The 17,945-nt window shown below is 51.0% G+C and carries 18 protein-coding genes and 2 pseudogenes; 4 read left to right on the top strand and 16 right to left on the bottom strand.

Annotation, left to right across the window (positions count from 1 at the left end):
- Positions 1-16: 16 nt before the first annotated feature.
- Genes pncA through ACMXYI_RS23095 form a run of 4 tightly spaced genes read right to left on the bottom strand, consistent with a single transcriptional unit; the run spans position 17 to position 2,555 of the window.
- On the bottom strand, positions 17-646 hold the full coding sequence (gene pncA, locus ACMXYI_RS23110; protein WP_415769237.1) for a bifunctional nicotinamidase/pyrazinamidase: 630 nt from the start codon (positions 644-646) through the stop codon (positions 17-19).
- Between the two features lie 50 nt (positions 647-696).
- A complete protein-coding gene (locus ACMXYI_RS23105; RefSeq protein WP_415769236.1) occupies positions 697-1,473 on the bottom strand; it encodes an anti-sigma factor family protein in 777 nt (258 codons plus the stop codon).
- Positions 1,470-1,967, bottom strand: a complete 498-nt coding sequence (locus tag ACMXYI_RS23100; RefSeq protein ID WP_415773956.1) for a sigma-70 family RNA polymerase sigma factor — start codon at positions 1,965-1,967, stop codon at positions 1,470-1,472. Before ACMXYI_RS23100 ends, ACMXYI_RS23105 begins: the two co-directional genes overlap by 4 nt.
- Positions 1,968-2,021: 54 nt before the next feature.
- On the bottom strand, positions 2,022-2,555 hold the full coding sequence (locus tag ACMXYI_RS23095) for a tetratricopeptide repeat protein (RefSeq protein ID WP_415769235.1): 534 nt from the start codon (positions 2,553-2,555) through the stop codon (positions 2,022-2,024).
- A gap of 137 nt (positions 2,556-2,692) precedes the next feature.
- Here ACMXYI_RS23095 and ACMXYI_RS23090 point away from each other — a divergent pair, with 137 nt between their 5' ends.
- Entirely contained in the window at positions 2,693-3,466 is a 774-nt protein-coding gene (locus ACMXYI_RS23090) for a class I SAM-dependent methyltransferase (protein WP_415769234.1), read from the top strand.
- Here the strand turns inward: ACMXYI_RS23090 and ACMXYI_RS23085 are convergent.
- Together ACMXYI_RS23085 and ACMXYI_RS23080 are read right to left on the bottom strand one after the other, a co-directional pair.
- Positions 3,463-4,416 (bottom strand): D-2-hydroxyacid dehydrogenase family protein, encoded by a 954-nt coding sequence (locus ACMXYI_RS23085; RefSeq protein ID WP_415769233.1) that lies wholly within the window; start codon positions 4,414-4,416, stop codon positions 3,463-3,465. The genes ACMXYI_RS23090 and ACMXYI_RS23085 overlap by 4 nt on opposite strands.
- Before the next feature lie 13 nt (positions 4,417-4,429).
- Positions 4,430-4,711, bottom strand: a pseudogene (locus ACMXYI_RS23080) (alpha/beta fold hydrolase); the annotation flags it as partial.
- Positions 4,712-4,784: 73 nt separating this feature from the next.
- Here ACMXYI_RS23080 and ACMXYI_RS23075 point away from each other — a divergent pair.
- From ACMXYI_RS23075 to ACMXYI_RS23065, 3 genes are all read left to right on the top strand, one after another.
- Positions 4,785-6,374 carry a recombinase family protein gene (locus tag ACMXYI_RS23075; RefSeq protein WP_415769232.1) on the top strand — a complete coding sequence of 530 codons (1,590 nt, stop codon included), beginning with the start codon at positions 4,785-4,787 and terminating at the stop codon, positions 6,372-6,374.
- Positions 6,371-6,976 (top strand): hypothetical protein, encoded by a 606-nt coding sequence (locus tag ACMXYI_RS23070; protein ID WP_415769231.1) that lies wholly within the window; start codon positions 6,371-6,373, stop codon positions 6,974-6,976. The genes ACMXYI_RS23075 and ACMXYI_RS23070 overlap by 4 nt, the downstream gene beginning before the upstream one ends.
- A gap of 96 nt (positions 6,977-7,072) precedes the next feature.
- A complete protein-coding gene (locus ACMXYI_RS23065) occupies positions 7,073-7,939 on the top strand; it encodes a hypothetical protein (protein ID WP_415769230.1) in 867 nt (288 codons plus the stop codon).
- 363 nt (positions 7,940-8,302) lie between these two features.
- On the opposite strand, the gene ACMXYI_RS23060 is transcribed toward ACMXYI_RS23065, so the two are convergent.
- The 10 genes and pseudogenes from ACMXYI_RS23060 to ACMXYI_RS23015 all read right to left on the bottom strand — a co-directional run.
- Positions 8,303-8,878, bottom strand: coding sequence for a recombinase family protein (locus tag ACMXYI_RS23060; RefSeq protein ID WP_415769229.1), 576 nt, complete (start codon positions 8,876-8,878; stop codon positions 8,303-8,305).
- Positions 8,879-9,029: 151 nt separating this feature from the next.
- Complete coding sequence (locus ACMXYI_RS23055; protein WP_415769228.1) at positions 9,030-9,260, bottom strand: hypothetical protein; 231 nt, start codon at positions 9,258-9,260, stop codon at positions 9,030-9,032.
- Between the two features lie 1,044 nt (positions 9,261-10,304).
- Positions 10,305-11,591, bottom strand: a complete 1,287-nt coding sequence (locus ACMXYI_RS23050; RefSeq protein ID WP_415769227.1) for a hypothetical protein — start codon at positions 11,589-11,591, stop codon at positions 10,305-10,307.
- Between the two features lie 593 nt (positions 11,592-12,184).
- The gene (locus tag ACMXYI_RS23045; protein ID WP_415769226.1) at positions 12,185-12,412 is read right to left on the bottom strand and encodes a hypothetical protein; all 228 of its coding nucleotides are present in this window, start codon (positions 12,410-12,412) and stop codon (positions 12,185-12,187) included.
- A gap of 11 nt (positions 12,413-12,423) precedes the next feature.
- Positions 12,424-12,624: a hypothetical protein gene (locus tag ACMXYI_RS23040; protein ID WP_415769225.1), complete on the bottom strand. Its 201-nt coding sequence runs from the start codon at positions 12,622-12,624 to the stop codon at positions 12,424-12,426.
- Positions 12,621-12,890: a hypothetical protein gene (locus ACMXYI_RS23035; RefSeq protein WP_415769224.1), complete on the bottom strand. Its 270-nt coding sequence runs from the start codon at positions 12,888-12,890 to the stop codon at positions 12,621-12,623. Before ACMXYI_RS23035 ends, ACMXYI_RS23040 begins: the two co-directional genes overlap by 4 nt.
- Positions 12,891-13,230: 340 nt before the next feature.
- The gene (locus ACMXYI_RS23030; protein ID WP_415769223.1) at positions 13,231-15,459 is read right to left on the bottom strand and encodes a hypothetical protein; all 2,229 of its coding nucleotides are present in this window, start codon (positions 15,457-15,459) and stop codon (positions 13,231-13,233) included.
- A 47-nt stretch (positions 15,460-15,506) separates the two neighbouring features.
- Positions 15,507-16,016, bottom strand: a complete 510-nt coding sequence (locus tag ACMXYI_RS23025) for a hypothetical protein (protein ID WP_415769222.1) — start codon at positions 16,014-16,016, stop codon at positions 15,507-15,509.
- Between the two features lie 121 nt (positions 16,017-16,137).
- The gene (locus tag ACMXYI_RS23020) at positions 16,138-16,356 is read right to left on the bottom strand and encodes a hypothetical protein (RefSeq protein WP_415769221.1); all 219 of its coding nucleotides are present in this window, start codon (positions 16,354-16,356) and stop codon (positions 16,138-16,140) included.
- Positions 16,357-17,139: 783 nt separating this feature from the next.
- Positions 17,140-17,892 (bottom strand): annotated as a pseudogene (locus ACMXYI_RS23015) (alpha/beta fold hydrolase); the annotation flags it as partial.
- Positions 17,893-17,945: the final 53 nt, after the last annotated feature.

Here is a 17,945-nt window from a genome sequence, read left to right as displayed (position 1 = left end):
CAGCTGCTACAGAGACTTAACCCGGCACTTCCTCCGCTGAAATCAACCCAACCCCAGCCACCTGCATCCGCTCGATCGCCGCGGCCAGTGAGCCGTCCAGATCAATCGCCCGACACGCATCCATCACCACAAACGCGTTGAACCCTGCTGCCCGCGCATCCAGGGCAGAGAACATCACACAGAAATCGAGTGCCAGCCCCACCAGATAAACCGTGTCGACACCGCGCTCCTTCAGGTACCCGGCCAAACCTGTGGTGGTCGTTCGGTCGGCCTCCAGAAACGCCGAGTAACTGTCGATGTCCGGGTTGCAGCCCTTGCGGATGATCAGTTGGGCCTGGGGCAAGTCCAGATCCTTGTGCAACTCGGCACCGGGCGTGGCCCGCACGCAATGGTCCGGCCAGAGCGTCTGTTTGCCGTAAGGCAGTTGAATCACGTCGTAAGGTGCGTGGCCCGGGTGGCTGGAGGCGAAGGACGCATGTCCGGCCGGGTGCCAGTCCTGGGCGATGATGACTTGGGTGAACCGGGCGCCGAGGCGGTTGATCAGCGGGACGATCAGGTCACCTTCGGGTACCGGCAACTGGCCGCCGGGGATGAAGTCGTTCTGTACGTCGATGACCAGTAAGGCTGTGCGTGAAGAAATCGGCATGGGTAGGTTCCTCCTTGGAATTGAGACACTCAGCATAGTGACAAACTGGATCACGCGCTCAGCCGACTTCTCAACAATTTCGCCATGTCCTCCAGATCCGCCACCGGGTTATGCCCAATCAGCATCCAGGCATGTTGCATGTCAGCCCAATAGACAATGTTCATCCCGTACCGGCGCTCCTGGGCGAAATGCCGACTGCCGCTGTTGGAGCGGGTGACGCACAGTGCCATGGGGCCGTGCGCCGGGTCCAGGTAGGTGATTTGGGCAATGGCGACGCCGTCGTACTCGAGGATTTGCGCGCGCTTGAACTCGGACCGTGGCAGGGCCAGTTTCGCCGGCACAAGATTCAGGCCAAGACGTGCATCGATGGTCCGCAGTTGCGCCCGCTGAGCGGCTTCGTCAGTGGCCAAGTGGTCCAGGGTTTGCGGCACGTAAAGCGACATGTACTCGGCCACCAGCCCGCGCCAGTTTTCCTTCTGCTGGCTCAACTGCCAACCGAGGAACAGCCGATCCGCCAGCACACCACTCACCACCAACCCGGCGGCCGCCGCGAGAAACCAGCGCCGATTCATGGCCGGGCGTTCAGGTGAAGGCAGGGTGTCGAGCATCGATTGCAAGCGGTCCACGGGCGCCTGTCGGCCCAATTCATCGTAGGCCTCCTTGAACGGCAGGCTGCTGCGGGCCAGCCACTGCAGGCGCAGGTTGAGCGTTGGGTATTCAAGGATGGCTGCGTCGATGCGGGTGCGCTGTTCGCTGTCGAGCTGGTTGTCGAGGTAGGCCACCAGTTGCTCATCCGAGGGTGTCGTCGGGCGTGCGTGATCGTTCATCGACGTTCTCCAGTGGAAGGGTTCGGCACGGTGTGCAATGGCGGGTACTCGGCCAGTTTCGCGCGTGCAGCGGCCAGGCGACTCATGACGGTACCGATGGGCACGTCCAGCACGTCGGCCACTTCGCGGTAGGACAAACCTTCGACATAGGCGAGAAACACCGTTTCCCGCTGGGCTTCGGGCAGGGCATCAACGCGCCGGATCACCTGCGCCGCGAGGACATGGGTTTGCGCCGCGTATTCACCATCGAACGACAAGGCGTTGTCGGCATCCACCAGCCCCTGTCCATGACGCACTCTTCGGGAGCGAACTTCGTTGAGCCAGATCGAGTGCAGAATACTCAGCAACCAGCGATCCATGCGGCTGCCCGGGACAAACTGCCCGGCTCGCTCGAGTGCCCGCACACAGGTCGCCTGCACCAGGTCTTCGGCGACATGCCGTTGCCGGGACAACAGCAGGCCGTAGCGCCATAAACGCGCCAGGTGCTGGCCCAGTTCCGCCCGTATTGCCTGATCGCTGGCGATGGCGACCTCCGTCTGCTCGGTGTGTCAGGTTTTCGATGAATCATTGATGGCTTCGGCCAGGTCCTGGTATTCCTCGCAGGTGGTGCTGCCGCAGATGGTTTTGATCTGCTGCAACTGCTCCTGCGCCAGATCCAGTCGACCTTTGACCACATACGCTTCGCCGAGGTATTCGCGAACTTGCGCGTAGTGCGGATCAAGTTTCACCGATTGCAGGTAATAGCCGATGCCTTCGTCGGTGCGCCCCAGTTTACGTGTAGCGTAGCCGCGATAGTTCAACGCCTTGGCGGTGTTTGGCTGTTTGAGGGTGTCGAGCAGGGACAAGGCTTCTTCGTAGCGACCGTCCTTGGCCAGGCGATAAGCGTAATCGGTGCGGTCGGCGTCCGGTACCAGGCTGCTGGTTTGCTTGAGGCATTTTTGCTGCTTGCTGTCCCAGACCTGGCCTTTTGGGCAGTTGGGTTTGGCCGGTTCTTCGTCATCGCCGTTGGCGAATGCGACCGAACTGGAAAACGCGGCAGCGAGCAACAGCGGGACGGTAAAAACAGCTAAGCGGATAGTCATGGGCAATTCTCATGGTCGGTGAAAGGTGAACACCACAGGGTGAACAATTATTCATTTCTTTCTGGCGGTCTGTGCAAGGAAAGCTCAAATCGAGGCGCTATGCTCGACAGCATTCGTTGTCGATCTGGAGCACTGCCATGAAAGATCAGGTCCATCACTCGGCGGCCGCCGGCTATAAAACCGGTGCCGAGACCTACGTTCGCGGTCGTCCGGACTATCCGCCGCAAGTGGCCGATTGGTTGACGGGCACCCTTGGTTTGAACGCGGACAAAGCCGTGGTTGATCTGGGCGCCGGCACTGGCAAGTTCACCGGTCGGCTAGTGGCGACCGGTGCGCAAGTGATCGCGGTGGAGCCGGTGGCGCAGATGCTCGAGAAATTGTCCGAAGCCTTTCCCGAAGTGCTGGCCGTCAGCGGCACCGCCATGGACCTGCCGCTACCGGATGCGTCGGTGGACGTGGTGATCTGCGCCCAGGCCTTTCACTGGTTCGCCAGCACCGAAGCGCTGACCGAAATTGCCCGTGTACTCAAACCCGGCGGCAAGCTGGGACTGGTGTGGAACCTGCGTGATTCCCGGGTGAGCTGGGTGCCGAAACTGGATGCGATCGTCAATGCGCTGGAGGGCGATACGCCGCGCTATTACACCGGGGCCTGGCGGCAGGCGTTTCCGCATGTGGCGTTCGGACCGCTGGCAGAACAGCGTTTCAGCCATGGGCATACAGGTTCGCCGGAAGATGTGATTTTCAACCGCGTGCGCTCCACCAGTTTTGTGGCGGCATTACCGGCGGTGGAGCGGGCGAAGGTGGATGAGCAGATCAGGGCGCTGATTGCGGCGGAGCCTGATCTGCGTGGCAGAGACGTAGTCACGGTACCCTATGAGACGGCAGCGTTTGTGGCGGTGAAGGGCGGTTAGCCCAACAACCGAATCGGTTCTCCTGCAGACCAGGCCTGAATGTCCTCGATCATCTGCGAAAAGAATTGGTGATAGTTCTGCTGGCTGACATACCCGACGTGGGGCGTGGCCAGCACATTGTCCAGGGTTCTGAACGGATGATGAGGCGGCAAGGGTTCCTGCTCGAAGACATCTAGCGCAGCGCCGGCCAGTCGCCGTTTCTGCAACGCCTTGATCAACGCGGCCTCATCGACAATCGGACCACGGGCCGTGTTGACCAGCAGTGCTGAGGGTTTCATCCAGTCCAGCGCCTGGGCGTCCACCAAGCCTCGGCTGCGATCGCTGAGCACCAGATGGACCGACAGCACATCGGCCTGTTCGAACAGTTCCTGCTTGCTGACGTAGGTCACGCCGACTTCGGCTGCGCGTTCGGCAGTCAGGTTCTCGCTCCAGGCAATCACCCGCATGCCGAACACCTGACCGAACTGGGCAACGCGAGTGCCAATGCTGCCCAGACCGAGAATGGCCAGGGTCTTGCCGTGCAGGTCGCCACCCAGGCTTTGCTGCCATAAACCGGCGCGCAGGGCGTTGGCTTCGACCACCAGGTTGCGGGTCGCCGCCATGATCAGCGCCCAGGTCAGTTCCGGCGCGGCGTGCTTGTAACTGTCGGTGCCACAGACCTGAATGCCCAGCGCGGCGGCGGCTTTCAGGTCCAGGGCGGCGTTGCGCATGCTGCCGGTGACCAGCAGCTTGAGTTTCGGTAAGCGCCGCAGCAGGTCCTCATCGAACCGGGTGCGTTCGCGCATCACGCAGATCACCTCGAACTCGCCCAACCGGGCCGCCAGGGTTTCGTTGTCGGCAGGGAAGTCGTGGATGAAGCTCACCGGGCCGATGTCGTCCAGCACCGACCAGTCCACCACGTCACGGGCCACGTCTTGCCAGTCATCAATCACCGCAATCTGCACTGCCATCAGCCTTACCTCATCAATGAACGGGGTTGGTTTTGTTCAGCCAGGCGAGCAGGGCCTGGTGGAATTGCGCCGGTTCTTCCATTTGCGGCGCGTGGCCCATGCCGGGGAATTCGACCAGTGTCGACCGGGGAATCAGTTTCGCCACCTGCTTGCCGAGGACGTCGTAATGACCGAGTTTCGCCTTGACCTCGGGCGGTGCGATGTCGCTGCTGATGGCCGTGATGTCGGATGTACCGATCAGCAGCAGGGTCGGCACCTTCAGGTCCTTGAACTCGTAGTACACAGGTTGGGTGAAAGAAGCGGCAATGTGTAGAAGAGTGATAGACTCCAATCCATAGGCCGTAAGCCCAATAGATACAGAGGTAATCGTGAACAACGCCTACTCATACATTCGCTTCTCAACCGGTAAGCAGCTCAAGGGTAGCAGCCTAGAGCGTCAGCAAGCCATGTTGGATGAATGGGCTGAAGCCAACCCCACTTACACCCTGAATCGTGAGCTGACGTTCAAAGACTTGGGTATCTCTGGCCGTAGCGGGAAGCACCTCAAGAATGGGTTTGGCAAGCTGCTGGAGGCAATCGAGAAGGGCGGTATTGGCGCCGGGGACGTTGTACTAGTTGAAGCTATCGACCGGGCAGGGCGGATGGAACCAGCCATGATGCTGCACATCCTGACAGGCATTCTGTTAAAGGGCGTCACCATCATCACTCTGGATGACAAAGCTGTTTACACAAGTGAGTCTCTGCAAGGCGGCAACGTTTATATTCTTGCGGGTAAGGTGCAGGCCGCTTTCAACTACTCGCAAGCTTTGAGTGAGCGAATGAAGGCCAGCTATAAGAGCCGTAACGAGAAGGCTGTAAAAGGGGAGACGCCAAAACGTAACACACCTGTGTGGTTGACATCAGACGGCAAGTTGAAAGAAGACATTGCACCATTCGTCAAACAGGCATTTGAAGACTATGCAGCAGGATTGGGCGAACGTCGAATCTATGAACGTATCTTGGAGAACGGTGGTAATGCTCATTCTTGTTTTGTAAGAATGGCACCCAGCACTGTAAAGCGTTGGATGACAAACCGTACTGTGTTAGGTGAGTGGCAAGGAATTGCTGGTGTGTATCCTAAAGTTGTTGAGCCTGAATTGTTCTATCGTGTACAGAAACGAATGGAAGAAAAATTCTCCCCAAGGGGAGCGCCAACCAAACACAAGTATACGGGATTGGTGGTGTGTGGTGAGTGTGGGAAGAATTTCAACACTAAACATTATCAGGCGACTGGATTGTCTGTTATGGAATGTTCTAGTCGTGCCCGTAGAGGCTCTACAGCGTGTGATAATAGTCGCTCTATTCCTGAGCCTGTCATTGCCCTTGTTTACTCGCTATCGTTTAGTGGAGGCGCTCTGAGAGCCTTGCAGGGTCAAGTGTTGTCAGCTTCACAAAAGCGTGAAGTTGAGATTGATGGTGAGGTGGTGGAGCTTAACAAGAAGCTTGCCCGTGCTGCACACGCCCTTGTTGAGTTAGGCGATGATGCTGAAGAGATTCTTGTATTGGTTAGGGGTTTAAAAGCTCAACGTTTAGCGTTGGAGACTGAGAAGGCAGGGTTGGCACACTCTGCTGTCTCAACCTATGACAAAATTGTTGATGTCGTAAAGTTTAACCTTGATCCTGCTAAAGCTAACGCAATGCTTCAGTCTGTTGGTTATAGGATTGTTTGCAATCAGGATTCTACAGTTGTTAGTGAGTCAGGCACATACAGGTATGAAGGTTGGGGACGTGCTGAGGATGTACATAAGGTTGTTACACCTGAAGGAAAGATGATGAAGCTGCCAATTCATCGTCTAGGCGTAGAACGTAAGCCTATGAAGGATGCAACAGGTGCGGCGGATAAGATCAAGGCCAGGTTGGCTACAATGCTGGCAAAGGCCACAGTGAAAGGGTTCCCAAAAGGAAAGGATGCACAATGAAAACAAGATTGATGGCGGCTGCACTTGTTGGGATGTTGGGGAGTGGGGCTGTTATGGCGGATGGAAACCTTGTGATAGTGCTAGAGCATGCTGCTAAGGTGGCGGAAAAGCTTCCAGATTCAACTTCACAAGTTACGGTGATTGTAAGTGTTGTTGGTGCTGTTGTCGGATTGATTGCACTAACTGTTGCATGGTCACAGATGAAGATTGCGAGTGCTAAGACTAAGCTTGATTTGTACAACAAAAGGTTTGGTGTTTATGTAGCAGCGTTGGAGCTTTATCAGTGCGCCTGCACCAGTTCCAAAGGTGGCATTAAAGATAAGTTTAATAAGCTGACACAGGCGTGCAGGGAATCAAGGTTCCTCTTTGATGAGAAGGATGGGGTTCATGAAACGCTAAGTCGGATACAAAAGGCAGGTGGTGTTATCTTGACTCAGCACGAGTCCAAGTTGGACCCTTTGACTAAAAACGATCTTGTTAGAGCCCTTTATGAAAAGTCTGTAGAAGCTTTCCGTGTTATGGAGAAGGATATACTAGCCTTGGAAGACCAGCTCAAGGACTATCTCAGGTTCCATAATGTTAGGGGCTGGACGTTCTTCTAATGTTAGTGTTTCCACACCAACTGCATATAGGTGTGGGTGATTATGAGCAAGTCAGCAAGGATTTTGACGCAACGTCAACAGAACAATAGGTGACGAATGACCAGCAAGACATTTGTACAAGAAGAGTTTGATAAACTCCTTGAAAAAATCATCAACGCTGACGTGTACAAAAGAGAAACTGCAAAAATCTTTCAACACCACGAAACCAGACTAATCGAACACCATGAACAGCTTCCCGACTGGATCAACCGAGAAAAACATGGGCCAGCGTACTATGTAAGATATTCTTCCCCATCGACGGCGGTGGAAACCACCATCACAACCAAGACGTACAAGCTTGACGACCAGCTTGAACTTAACACACTTCACAAGCTAAAAACGTATCAATGGCTTTTGGCAGAGGCATACGAAGCGTTTGAAGATTTTATTGAGAGAGTTTATGCGGACTGTGGAGTAAGAGGCAGTAGCCTATGGGTGCGGCCTGATGGCTGGAAGTATGATGGGTCAACAGACCTGAACCACTATTACAACCCACGCCGTAAAAGCAGTGGAACACCATTCCTACAGCTCAAGGCACTTCGGGAACGATCCGCACATTTCCGCGAGTACGAAGCGAGAAAAGGAAATCACTACCGAGTTCAATTTGTTCTGATTGAGAAGCTAAGACACTTGATTGTGCATGAAGGCGGATATTGCAATGATTTTAATAGTTTGATGGGGTTGATACAGAAAGAGTTGGACGGTGTGAGCATGAAGGGTGTGCGTTCTTACGTTGAGTCATACTTTATTCCACACCGGGGAGCCAAGCTGGTTGATCTTCTTGAGTTACCTGTAGAAGACGGGCCGGGTGCCCTTACTGGGGCGTGTCACGATGAGATGGGTGGTCTCTTCACTACATTGATTGAGTACGCACTACTAGTGAAGGAAAGTATTAAACTTGAAGGTGCGAAAGAAGAAACATAGCTCGAATAGCTGCAAGGCCATTTCTGCACCAAAACCCAAATCCCGCGCCGCGAGAGGTGAGCACTTGTTGATTGTCTTGGAGTTTGGCTTGGAAAATATAAATTTGGAAAGTGGGTTTCAAGCGAGAGCTATTCAATCAAGTGCAACCGGCCTAATGAGAACCGTTCGTAATTCTAAATTAACCTGACGCCCGTCTGTAGGATGTACCTGCTGTGGCAGTCTGAGAGAGCAACAGGCGGACGATTGACGCACCTTGTAAGGCTGTTCGCACTGACAATTTGCAAGCGGGTGTGGGTTGGAGCCCTTGTAAGACGTAGCTTACAGGTGAGTTGTGCTCTCATCTAGGAATAGATTTACACCCTCCTAGACGGGGGTGTTTGAAAATGCCTGCACGTAGGTTGCTGCTTTCTTTGCACGCTGGACAGTGGATGGATTTATGTCCAACTCCATTGCGACAGCACGAACAGACTTACCAGCATTCAGCAGGGCCAGGATTGCAGCATCATCAACTGTTTTCACTCGACCTTTGTAGACACCTTTCTCCTTGGCCTTGGCGATGCCTTCACGCTGGCGCTCCTTCATCACTTCCTGTTCAAACTGGGCAAAGCTGCCCATCATGTTCAGCATGAGTTTCTGCATAGGCGAGTCTTCGCCAGTGAACTTCATGTCTTCTTTGTGGAACTTGACATGCACACCCTTGGCGTTCAGTTCAGCAACGATCTTGAGCAGGTCAACCATAGAGCGGGCCAAACGGTCAATCGAATGCACATGAACGACATCTCCTGCACGTGCCCAATCAATCATGGCGATCAACTGAGGACGGTTTGCGTTAGAGCCTGACTGCTTGTCAGTGAACGTCTTGTCGAATGTCATGCCGTCAAGTTGACGATCAGTGTTCTGATCAACTGTCGAAACTCGGATGTAGGCGATGTTGGTCATGTCAGGGCCTCTGTGTGCTTTTGCCTCTAGATGTGTGCATTGTGCCTGTGTGCATTATCTGAGTCAAGCCTAAAGCACACGGATTTTCGGCTGATCCTGTATGCAATGAATGTGTGCCCTAGACCCTGATCTATTGCACACAGTGGAGCTGTCAGGCAGTGGCGAATGACTCCAAGCAAAGTTGGCCTTTCCGGGTGAGCGACACGCCATCAAGTACAAAGCTGTCCATGGTCGAACAATTCGCCCCGGTGATGAATCGTTCTTTGTAGAGATCTTGGTAGAGGCCGTTTGAAGTCGAAAACTTCTCTTTGCACTGAGTCAGGGTTCCATTGGCAATGGCAGTGAGTGCGGTTTTCAAATCGTCTTCGTTGTAGTTGGTCATGCTGTCTCTCCAGTTTGTGTGGAGAAACCTTCGCACAGAAAATTTCAACGAGCAAGAGAAAAAGCATTGACAAAATCGCAAGGATGTGCAAGCGACTGCTTGTGGTTGGTTGTGGAATTGCCAATTTTTGAAATTTGGCGAGAGAGAAAGCGGTTTGCTTGATGCTGGCCCCTGTGTAGCGTGACGCTCAAGTGGCACAAAGCCTGAAAACAAAACATTCACACATGGCTGGAAGCCTTGATATACAGGGCTTGAGGTGCTTGGGAGTGCGTTGAGTGTTCTGGAGGACGTTGCTCGATGGTGCAGGAGAAGGGCGGACAGCTCTAGGGGGATGTGACTAAAACCTCAGTTTCAGTCATGTTTTGGAAGGTTATTTTGTATTGGTATTGGCTGATTGTTCAGCAAACCGAACGTCAGTTCGCACTTCAAGGTTAATTACTCTGAACGTCCGTTCAAGCTGACACTCTTGAAGTGTTACAACCAGATAAAACAAAACATAACAACCAATACCAAAAGAACTGACGTTCTTGGGGGGTGTAACACTGTGTCGTAACCGACACGGTAAACCAGTAAAGGAAGAACACTCTGTCCTACGGACAATCAAGAGCAAGAGCTTTGATTTGTGTTGATTGTTGTATTTATCAATGTACGTCTGACAGTGCGTAATCGTCTGACAGTATGTCAGGTCACAATTCCAGTTGGAGTGTAGCCACTCCGTTGACACGGAGTGTCTTAAGAAGGCTGAACTCTGTCAAGAACTATTTTAATAAATTGGTCTGGCTGTAGGCCGGGGGAGTGTCCCACTGTGAACTGACGTTCACGGAGTTACTACTTGAAGTGTTGTTACTCGCTCTTGGTTTTGCACGACCTAAGTGGCTGGAACCCTTATGCCACAAGGGCTAGAGAGGATTACACCTTCAATCTCGGAATAGAAATAAGAGCACCTAGAGGGTGCTATTTGAAAATGTCTTGCACGTAGATTGCGAGTAAACAAAAAGGGCCATCCTCGAAAGGACAGCCCTTGGCACAGATTGTTGGCAGGAGTTAAAACGCAATATCACCGTAAAGAAGCATAGAGCCGGATTCTGGTGCATAACGTTCCTTGGTGGTGTTCAAGGTAGGGTGAGCCATGTACGGAATCAGGCAGAAGTCAGTAGAGTAGAAATGGATAGCCTCAAACTCAGCACTATCGTACTGAACAGATGGAGTCTTCAAGTAGGCAATGTGCTTGGCCTTCTCTAGAGTCTCAATTTCAAGCTTGGCAGCACGTCTCTCAGACATTTCTTGACTACGCACTACAGCTTCTCTTGCAAGCTCCTCAGTAGCTCTCACAGGCGCTCTCAGTTCGTACATAAGGCAATCCACTTCATTCTCCATTTCAGGCTCTAGGTAGCCGTGTAGGAGGTTGAAGAGAGTCTTCTGTGCATCAATGCTCAAGCCGACGTGTGCGAAGTTGCTACGGGTGTACTTGCGTGCAATCGCTGCATAGTCTTCTAGTTCACAACGGAATTCAGCATGACGGATTAGCTCTTTGATCAGCATTGCACTCTCAGACAGGCGCTGTCCTTTCATCATGGCTTTGAATTCCTTAGCACCATTGATGGCTTCGATTGCAGCAACAAGCTGTGGAGTCTTGGCATTGGTGTCAGATAGCAGGGCGATGAACTGCGCGTGATCTTGGTTGTTAACATCTACAAGACCAGTCAGTTTCTTGATAGCCGCTTGACGTTGGGAGTGGGTCAGCTTGGACTTCTTGCAGAAAGCAATGATGGTGTCTAGGCCGATGTAATCAATGATTTGATCTAGAACATCTTTGTCATCAGAGAGGATTGTGTTCTTGATTTCCATGTCTGCACGGTACATGAAGACGCCAGCTTTGTTAGCGTGGGTGTTGGCGTGGCGTTTGTTCAAAGATGCGGGAGCAATCATTAGGTTTTCAGCACTGAGCATGCCCAGCACATATTCATGCTTGCTTGGGGCGATGTGAGCCACGTTGAACAACTCTGTACCAGAAAGGACATTAGCCACCATACGACCTTTAACGACTTCATACAGGGCTTGTAGGGCTTCTACGGAGTTCCTCAGCGGGTCCAGGACGTGGAGAGTGCCGGAGCGAATCACTTCCTTTGTGATGTAGATGAAGAAGTGGTTTGTCTTTGGGATTTCGTATGTCTTGGAACGTTTGACAGTGTTGCTGGAATTATCTTTGCACTCTCTGGTGCAGAAGGTTTTGCGGCTGTCTGTAGTGCTGAACTTGGCTTTGCACTCTACGTTCTTGCATGTACGGCGGTGTGTCTTCTTAACGGCAGTTGTGGTGTTCTTGGATGTCATTGCTAATAGCTCCTTCAAGGTCGGCTAGGGATTTGATTTTGTCTTCTTTGTAAATCAGGTGGCAGTCATGGCAGCAAACGGCCTGAACCTTTCTGCGTGCAAACTGCTTATTGCAAACACGGCAAGTCAGGATTCTCAACGTGCCAGCACGTTTGTTCTGAACGGACATAGAGTTTTCTCCATTGATGTATGGTGAGTGGTGTGTAGAGCTTAGATATGCCAGACAATGCAGTTTGGAAGCTCGTATAAGACGGCTTCTAGGTGTGCAAGAGTTGGGGTCTGTAGGGCAGAATGCTCTAAAAGTAGAGCGTCCTATAACGCATTATAGGAGCTTACAGAGGCATATGTGAGTTCAGGAAATTACTGGAAGAAGAGGAAGACATGCGACGTTGCGTCGATGAATGAATAAAACTACCTCTACTATTATAGTTTTACCACGAAATGTTCACACGTCAATAGCTTAGAGCAACTATCTGTGAATATTTTTAATTGGCTACTGCCATTTGGATTGTTTGTGTGAATGCTCGTCATCAGGTTTCTTACGACGTTTCCCATTACGTTTGGTGTTGCTCTTGGGTGTGTGCTGTTCGTCTTCAAAATCGTCGTTCATTCTTGCCATACTTCTCTTGAAGAATCCGCACTGTGATATCAACGTCCGTCTCTTGTGCATCCTGTGTAACAGCTTTTGCAACTGTCTGTTCTTTGGTTAGTAGAGATTGGATAGCTTCAAGGTGGAAGGCAATCTCAGAACCTCTAAGGTGTTCACCAAGGCCGAGTGATTCGGCCTTTAGCATTAGTTGGATTGGATCAAAAGGTTTCATTTGGGGTTTCCTTACAGGTTGTACATGCGTTGTGCGTCACGTTTAAATACAGACTCTAGAATGTTGTACTCAACAGCTCGTACAAGGTGCCCGGTGAGGTCCGCAAACATGTAGGGAACATGGGTGCCGAACTGTTGTTCAAGGTAGATATACGCAGCTTCGTATGGGTCAGGGCTATGTCTGATTTGGTGATACTGGATTTTGTTGTTCATTTAGACTCTCCTTCAATATTGTCGTAGATGGATTGCAACTCTTGGGCTTGTAGCTTCTCTGGCTTAACCATGTGAATCACTTGCTGTACGGCAAAGTTGATATTGGTTGCTGTGATATGGGCATCATCTGCACGGGTGTAGCCTTTAGCTACAAGGGCGTCATACTGCTTGAACATATCTGTGATGTAGTTTGTGTAAATCACTTCGTACCGACCTTGCCTCTGGTATTGAGCGAAGGCTTTGTCTTTCAATTCTTGGATATTCATAATGGTTCCTTATGGTGGATGTGTTGATTGAAACGCATGTCACAATAGTCATCAGGTGTGTTCCTCTTGCACTCGATTAAGGCGATAAGTGAAGTGGTTTTGGATACGTCACCAATAACTGACAATAGCTGCACGTTGTTGGCGAGGATACGATTGTCGGTGTATGTCCTTGACTCTTTGATTGATTCTGTCAGCTCTTGTTGCGATTTGTACGTAGAGAACGAGAAGAGCAGGATGAGCGATAGGAGCATCACTCTGATTAGGTTGTATAAAGTTTTCATTTGTTGGGGATGGATTCTTAAAAGTGGGTGGAATGTTAGGAGCGTTGCACTCCTAACAGTTATTGGCGTTCTGCCTGTTGTGATCTAGCTGCACCAAGGGCATTCCGAATAGCACTGTCAGCAAGGGCTGGCATCTGCATTGTGAGTGCAGCAGTTCGCTCGTCAAGCTTTGTTGTTACGGCATCCATAATCTTGGCTCTGTCTTCGTCTGTGGCGCTACCATGCAATTCAATATGGATGTTAGAGCCTTCGATAGTTACTGGAGCACTGATCTGTGGACCACCAGAGTTAGCAGAATTAGCAGCGGCAATAGGAGCGATAGAAGGAGATTCATATCTGTTGTACAAGCCAGCCATCTGTTTGACAGTGTCTGCACTGATTTGGAATTGTGGAGTGATCCCAGGCATTGGAGTCACTTGTTGTCCCAAGGTGTCAGGAGCCAAATCCATTGCTTGCTTCTTGTATTCATCGCGTTTGTCTTTGATGCCAAGTGCCCAGTTCCAGAAGCCGCCAATTGGCCCGCCCTGATGTTGTGAGTTGCCATCAACATTGGAATAGTCGTGCGTACCAACCATGCTTAGAGAGACTGGCATGTCTGCCGTTGTCATCCGCTCTTGAGTTTGTTGGTTTTCAGACTTCTTACTCCCATCCATGTTTAGACCAAGTGCAAACCTAATCAAACCTGTCTGAGCTTGGGTCAATCCTTCGTCAAAATCGCTTAGAAGTTGTTTGGTTGGCTGGAGAGCTTCATTCAGCTCTTTATGAGCTTGAATGTTGTCCCGCATTGCCTCATTCAGTTCAGCACTATTGTTAATACCCACTTCGTTTAGGAAGGATTGGCTATCAGCAAGAGTTTGAGAGTAGGCTACACCTTTCTTCTTGGCGGCTAGGGTCTCTTGGTTTTCAGAGATCATCATTTCTTGGGCTCTTACCACCAAATCGTTACTAAAGCCTTCGCCTTTCTTAAGCTTCTTGTTGAACTCAGCAGCCGATTTGTCATCGTCCTTGATACCTGCCTTTTCGCCATAAGCCTTCATCACATACTTGGCGAGAAGTGTATCGTTCTCAGAAATTTCATTCCAATCGGCCTTATCGCCTCGCTGGTCACCACCAGACATTTGGTTAAGTTGGCGGTTGAGCCTTTGGCCCTGTTCTCTATTTAACCCGGAGATTGTCATGGCTGTTCTACGACGTTCGTACTCAGCTAGGATTTGGTCGGGGGTTTTCTTACTAGACTGCATCTGCACAAAACTGGAGAACTCTTTAGCAGAGTCGTTGTCGATTGGTGCACCAGTTTTATTGGAGAGTTTGATGTATTGGTCACGCCACATCTTGCGAGTTTCGGGTGTCTTACCCAGTGGTGTAAATACTCCTTCAAAAGCCTCAGCATCAACTACACCAGCTTTACGCTGTTGGATACGTTCATTCATGCCACCAAGTGCCATCGTCAAGCCTGTTAGGGCTGCACCAAGACCACCAAGGGCGAGCATTCCGCCAGACATACCACCTAACCCACCAAACATACCGCCGCTAGAGGCTGGGGCGTTCTGTCGAGCTTGCCATGCAGCGTGACGCTGTTGTGACATCTGAAAGCGTGCTGCACTCTGATTAGCGTTCTGTGTTTTGTTCTGAGCTGTTTGTTGTTGTGCTGCTGCTCTGTTAGCAACTTGTTGAGAACGAATATGTGCTTGTTGCTTTGCGTGGTTCATCTGCTGCTGAATACGTTGCAGCTTTGTCATTGAGGCCAGGTGTTGGTCATTGGCTTTCTGTGTGGCAGCTTGCAACTTCTGAGTAATAGCAGCCAGTCTTGCTTGTTTGGTCATAGAAGCCGTTACAGCGTCCTGTGAGGCGAGCTGCTGTTTAGTTACTCCTGCACTACGCATTTGAGCTGCGTGGGCCTTAGAGGCGACTACGGCGGCTTCTTGCTGTGCCTTGAGTACACTAGACGCAGCCTGAGCTTGTTTCTCTGTTGCTACATACTTCAACTTCTGCTGAGACAGTTTTTCTGCAAATGTTTTTCGTTCTTGATTACTAAGGGCAGCTTCAGCACGGGCTTGTCGTTTCAAGGCTGCATCAAGTTTCTGTTTAGCCTTATCAACTCCTGTGGTATCCACGTTCAGTTTCAGAGACTTGCTCATCTTTACAGAGAGTTTATCAACGTCTTTGCCAAGCTGTAGCATCTGTTGGGATACACGTCTCATCATTTGGTTAAAGCGTTGGAATCCAGAATTCTCAACATTAAGCCTCAGCGTACCCGTTAGCTGGGCAATCTCTTCCTTCATACTCATTGTTTGTTATCCTCTTGATGAAAGGGACAACAAATGTCCCTCTTTGATTAAGCGTGGAGTTTCACGTCTGTGCTGTTAACACGTTGGATACGACCACGATTTTCGTATTGGTTTTCTAGTTCTGCACGTAGAGCAGCTAGTCGTTCAGCTTCAAGACGTTGGAACTCAGACTCGACAAATGTAGCTTTGTCTTTCAGGCGTTGAGCTTCTTTGTTGTGATCTTCAACTTGTTTGATATAAGCCTGTTCTGCACGTTGGGCAATTAGAGCCTTATCAGCTTCAAATACGTGATCTGGTTTGACTGCAACAAAACTGTATAGTTTGTTGTAGAACGCTGGTGCTGTGTGTTCTAGTGTCCAGCCATTAGCTTTCAAATCAGCGTAATGCTCAAGGGATTCATGCACTGTTCTGTGATAGAACTCTGTGGAGCCTGTAGGGTTAACACTTCCTTCGTATTGGGCTGGGGCTGTTCTGGCAATCTCAATTGCTTGTTCGATGTGTTCCGCCTGTTCAGACTTTAGGATTTTGCGGAATTGTTCGGGTGCGTACTTTGTCATTTTACTTCTCCAAATTTATAGGTGTGAATGATTTGTTTTGTAGCGTCTGTTGCTGTTGTCACAGCTTTGGCCAGGAATGCCAGTGGAACGCTGGCGTAGAGCAGAGATAAGGCAGTAACCATTAAATGCCACCTAGGTATCTGTTAGCTGCTTCATTGCCCAACATTGCACGTAGCTTTTCAGATAGACGATACTTATTGAAAAGAGATGGGGCTGTATCAATCTCTTGCACGTCTTCTTGTACGGCTTCTGGCTCTGCTGTTAGCACTGGCTCTAGTGGAGCTTGTGCATTCAAGGTGATGTTGATGCTTTCGATGTTGATGTTAAGTGTGATGTTCATTTGACTTCTCCTATTGATGTATTCGAGAGTGATGAGGGGTTTAAATTACGGTTTGTTCTGCACTGGCTGCTTGTTGTGCGGCTTGTGCGTCTCGTTTGTCTGCACGCCAAAGACGCATAAAGCATTTATGACTACAGGTACGGCGTTTAGAACGGTTCTTTGTGATAACCAGCTTGTTACAGCAGGCACAGGGAACGAGTAGGGAATTAGACATATAGTCTCCTTGTGTGTGGGATATGTGAGTATTTTGAACGAGGCTTAAAAAGAAGCCAGCACGGGGCTGGCTTAAAGAATGCAGGTGTATGTCGGAGGACGCAGTCTGCAAGTGTTGTGTTTGAATGCCGGTTACGCAGCAACTACCGGCGGAGTTGCCATCAGGCTTTTAAGCCTCTGCGAATATTGTTTGATGAATGAGATAGGACAGTCTTGCCGCCAGCTTACTGTCAGAAGCTGCTTGAGGATATCGAGTCCCTGCGGTCTTAATAGCTACAGCCGTTACCCTGATAACAACTACAACTATGGAGGAAAGTGTCCAGCTTTTGGCGTTCTGCTGGAAGAACTGAACGTAATGTAGAAGGCTCTACACTCTGCCGTTGGAGAGTTGGGAAATGTATATCCAGAGCAGTTCGGCTAAGAATAAAACTTAGAACACATTTCCTTAGCTCTTTACATATTGTACCGCGATATTCACATTTTGTCAAGAAAAACATTCACTTACGCTTGCCTTGTGAGAAATTACCTGATATAAGGCTGCCGTTGTCGTTAACACCACCTTGCAGAATGTTGGGTGAAGATCATGTCGTAGATCAGCGCCGAATTCCACGCCACCTGTGTATGCCCCGGTCCTTTGTTCATCCCGGCGAGCATGTCTACCCAGCGATCGAATTCCGGCTTCCAGCGGCCGCCGTAATAGGTGTTGCGTTCATAGGTGCGGATGCCTTCGGCCGTGAGTTTCAGCTCGCGTTCGTACCATTGATCAACCGTGCGATAGGGCACGCCGAGGGCTTTCCAGTCTTCCAGGCCGATGGGGTTGACCAGTGCCAGTTGTTCAACTTGATCGGGGTATTGCAGCGCATAGCGAGTCGCGAGCATGCCGCCGGTGGAATGCCCGAGAATACTGGCCTTCTGAATGCCCAGGGCCTTGAGCAGTTGCTGGGTATTGGTCGCCAGTTGTTGGAAAGTGTACTGATAGCTGTCCGGTTTACTGGAGGTGCAGAAGCCGATCTGATCCGGGGCGATGACCCGGTAACCGGCCTCGCTGAGGGCCTTGATCGAAGTGTCCCAAGTGGCACCGCAGAAGTTTTTGCCGTGCATCAGCACCACGCTGCGTCCATTGGCCTTGCCGTGAGCGGCGACATCCATGTAACCCATTTGCAGGGATTTGCCCTGGGACTCAAAGGCGAAATGCTTGACCGTGTAGGGGTACTCGAAGCCTTGCAGCTCCGGGCCATATTCCGGGCCTTCGGCGTGGGCGATGACAGGCAATGCAGCGGTCAGCAGCAGGCCGGGCAGCCAGCTGGAGCGGGTGAGGGACATGGGTGAACTCCATTGGAAATCGGCCGATGCTGGATCGGCATGATTAGGGCGAC

This window comes from Pseudomonas lyxosi (genome assembly GCF_047758685.1).
GTDB lineage: Bacteria > Pseudomonadota > Gammaproteobacteria > Pseudomonadales > Pseudomonadaceae > Aquipseudomonas > Aquipseudomonas lyxosi.
The sequence above is the reverse complement of the archived record's forward strand: the minus strand, read 5'-3'. Positions and strand labels throughout refer to the sequence as shown.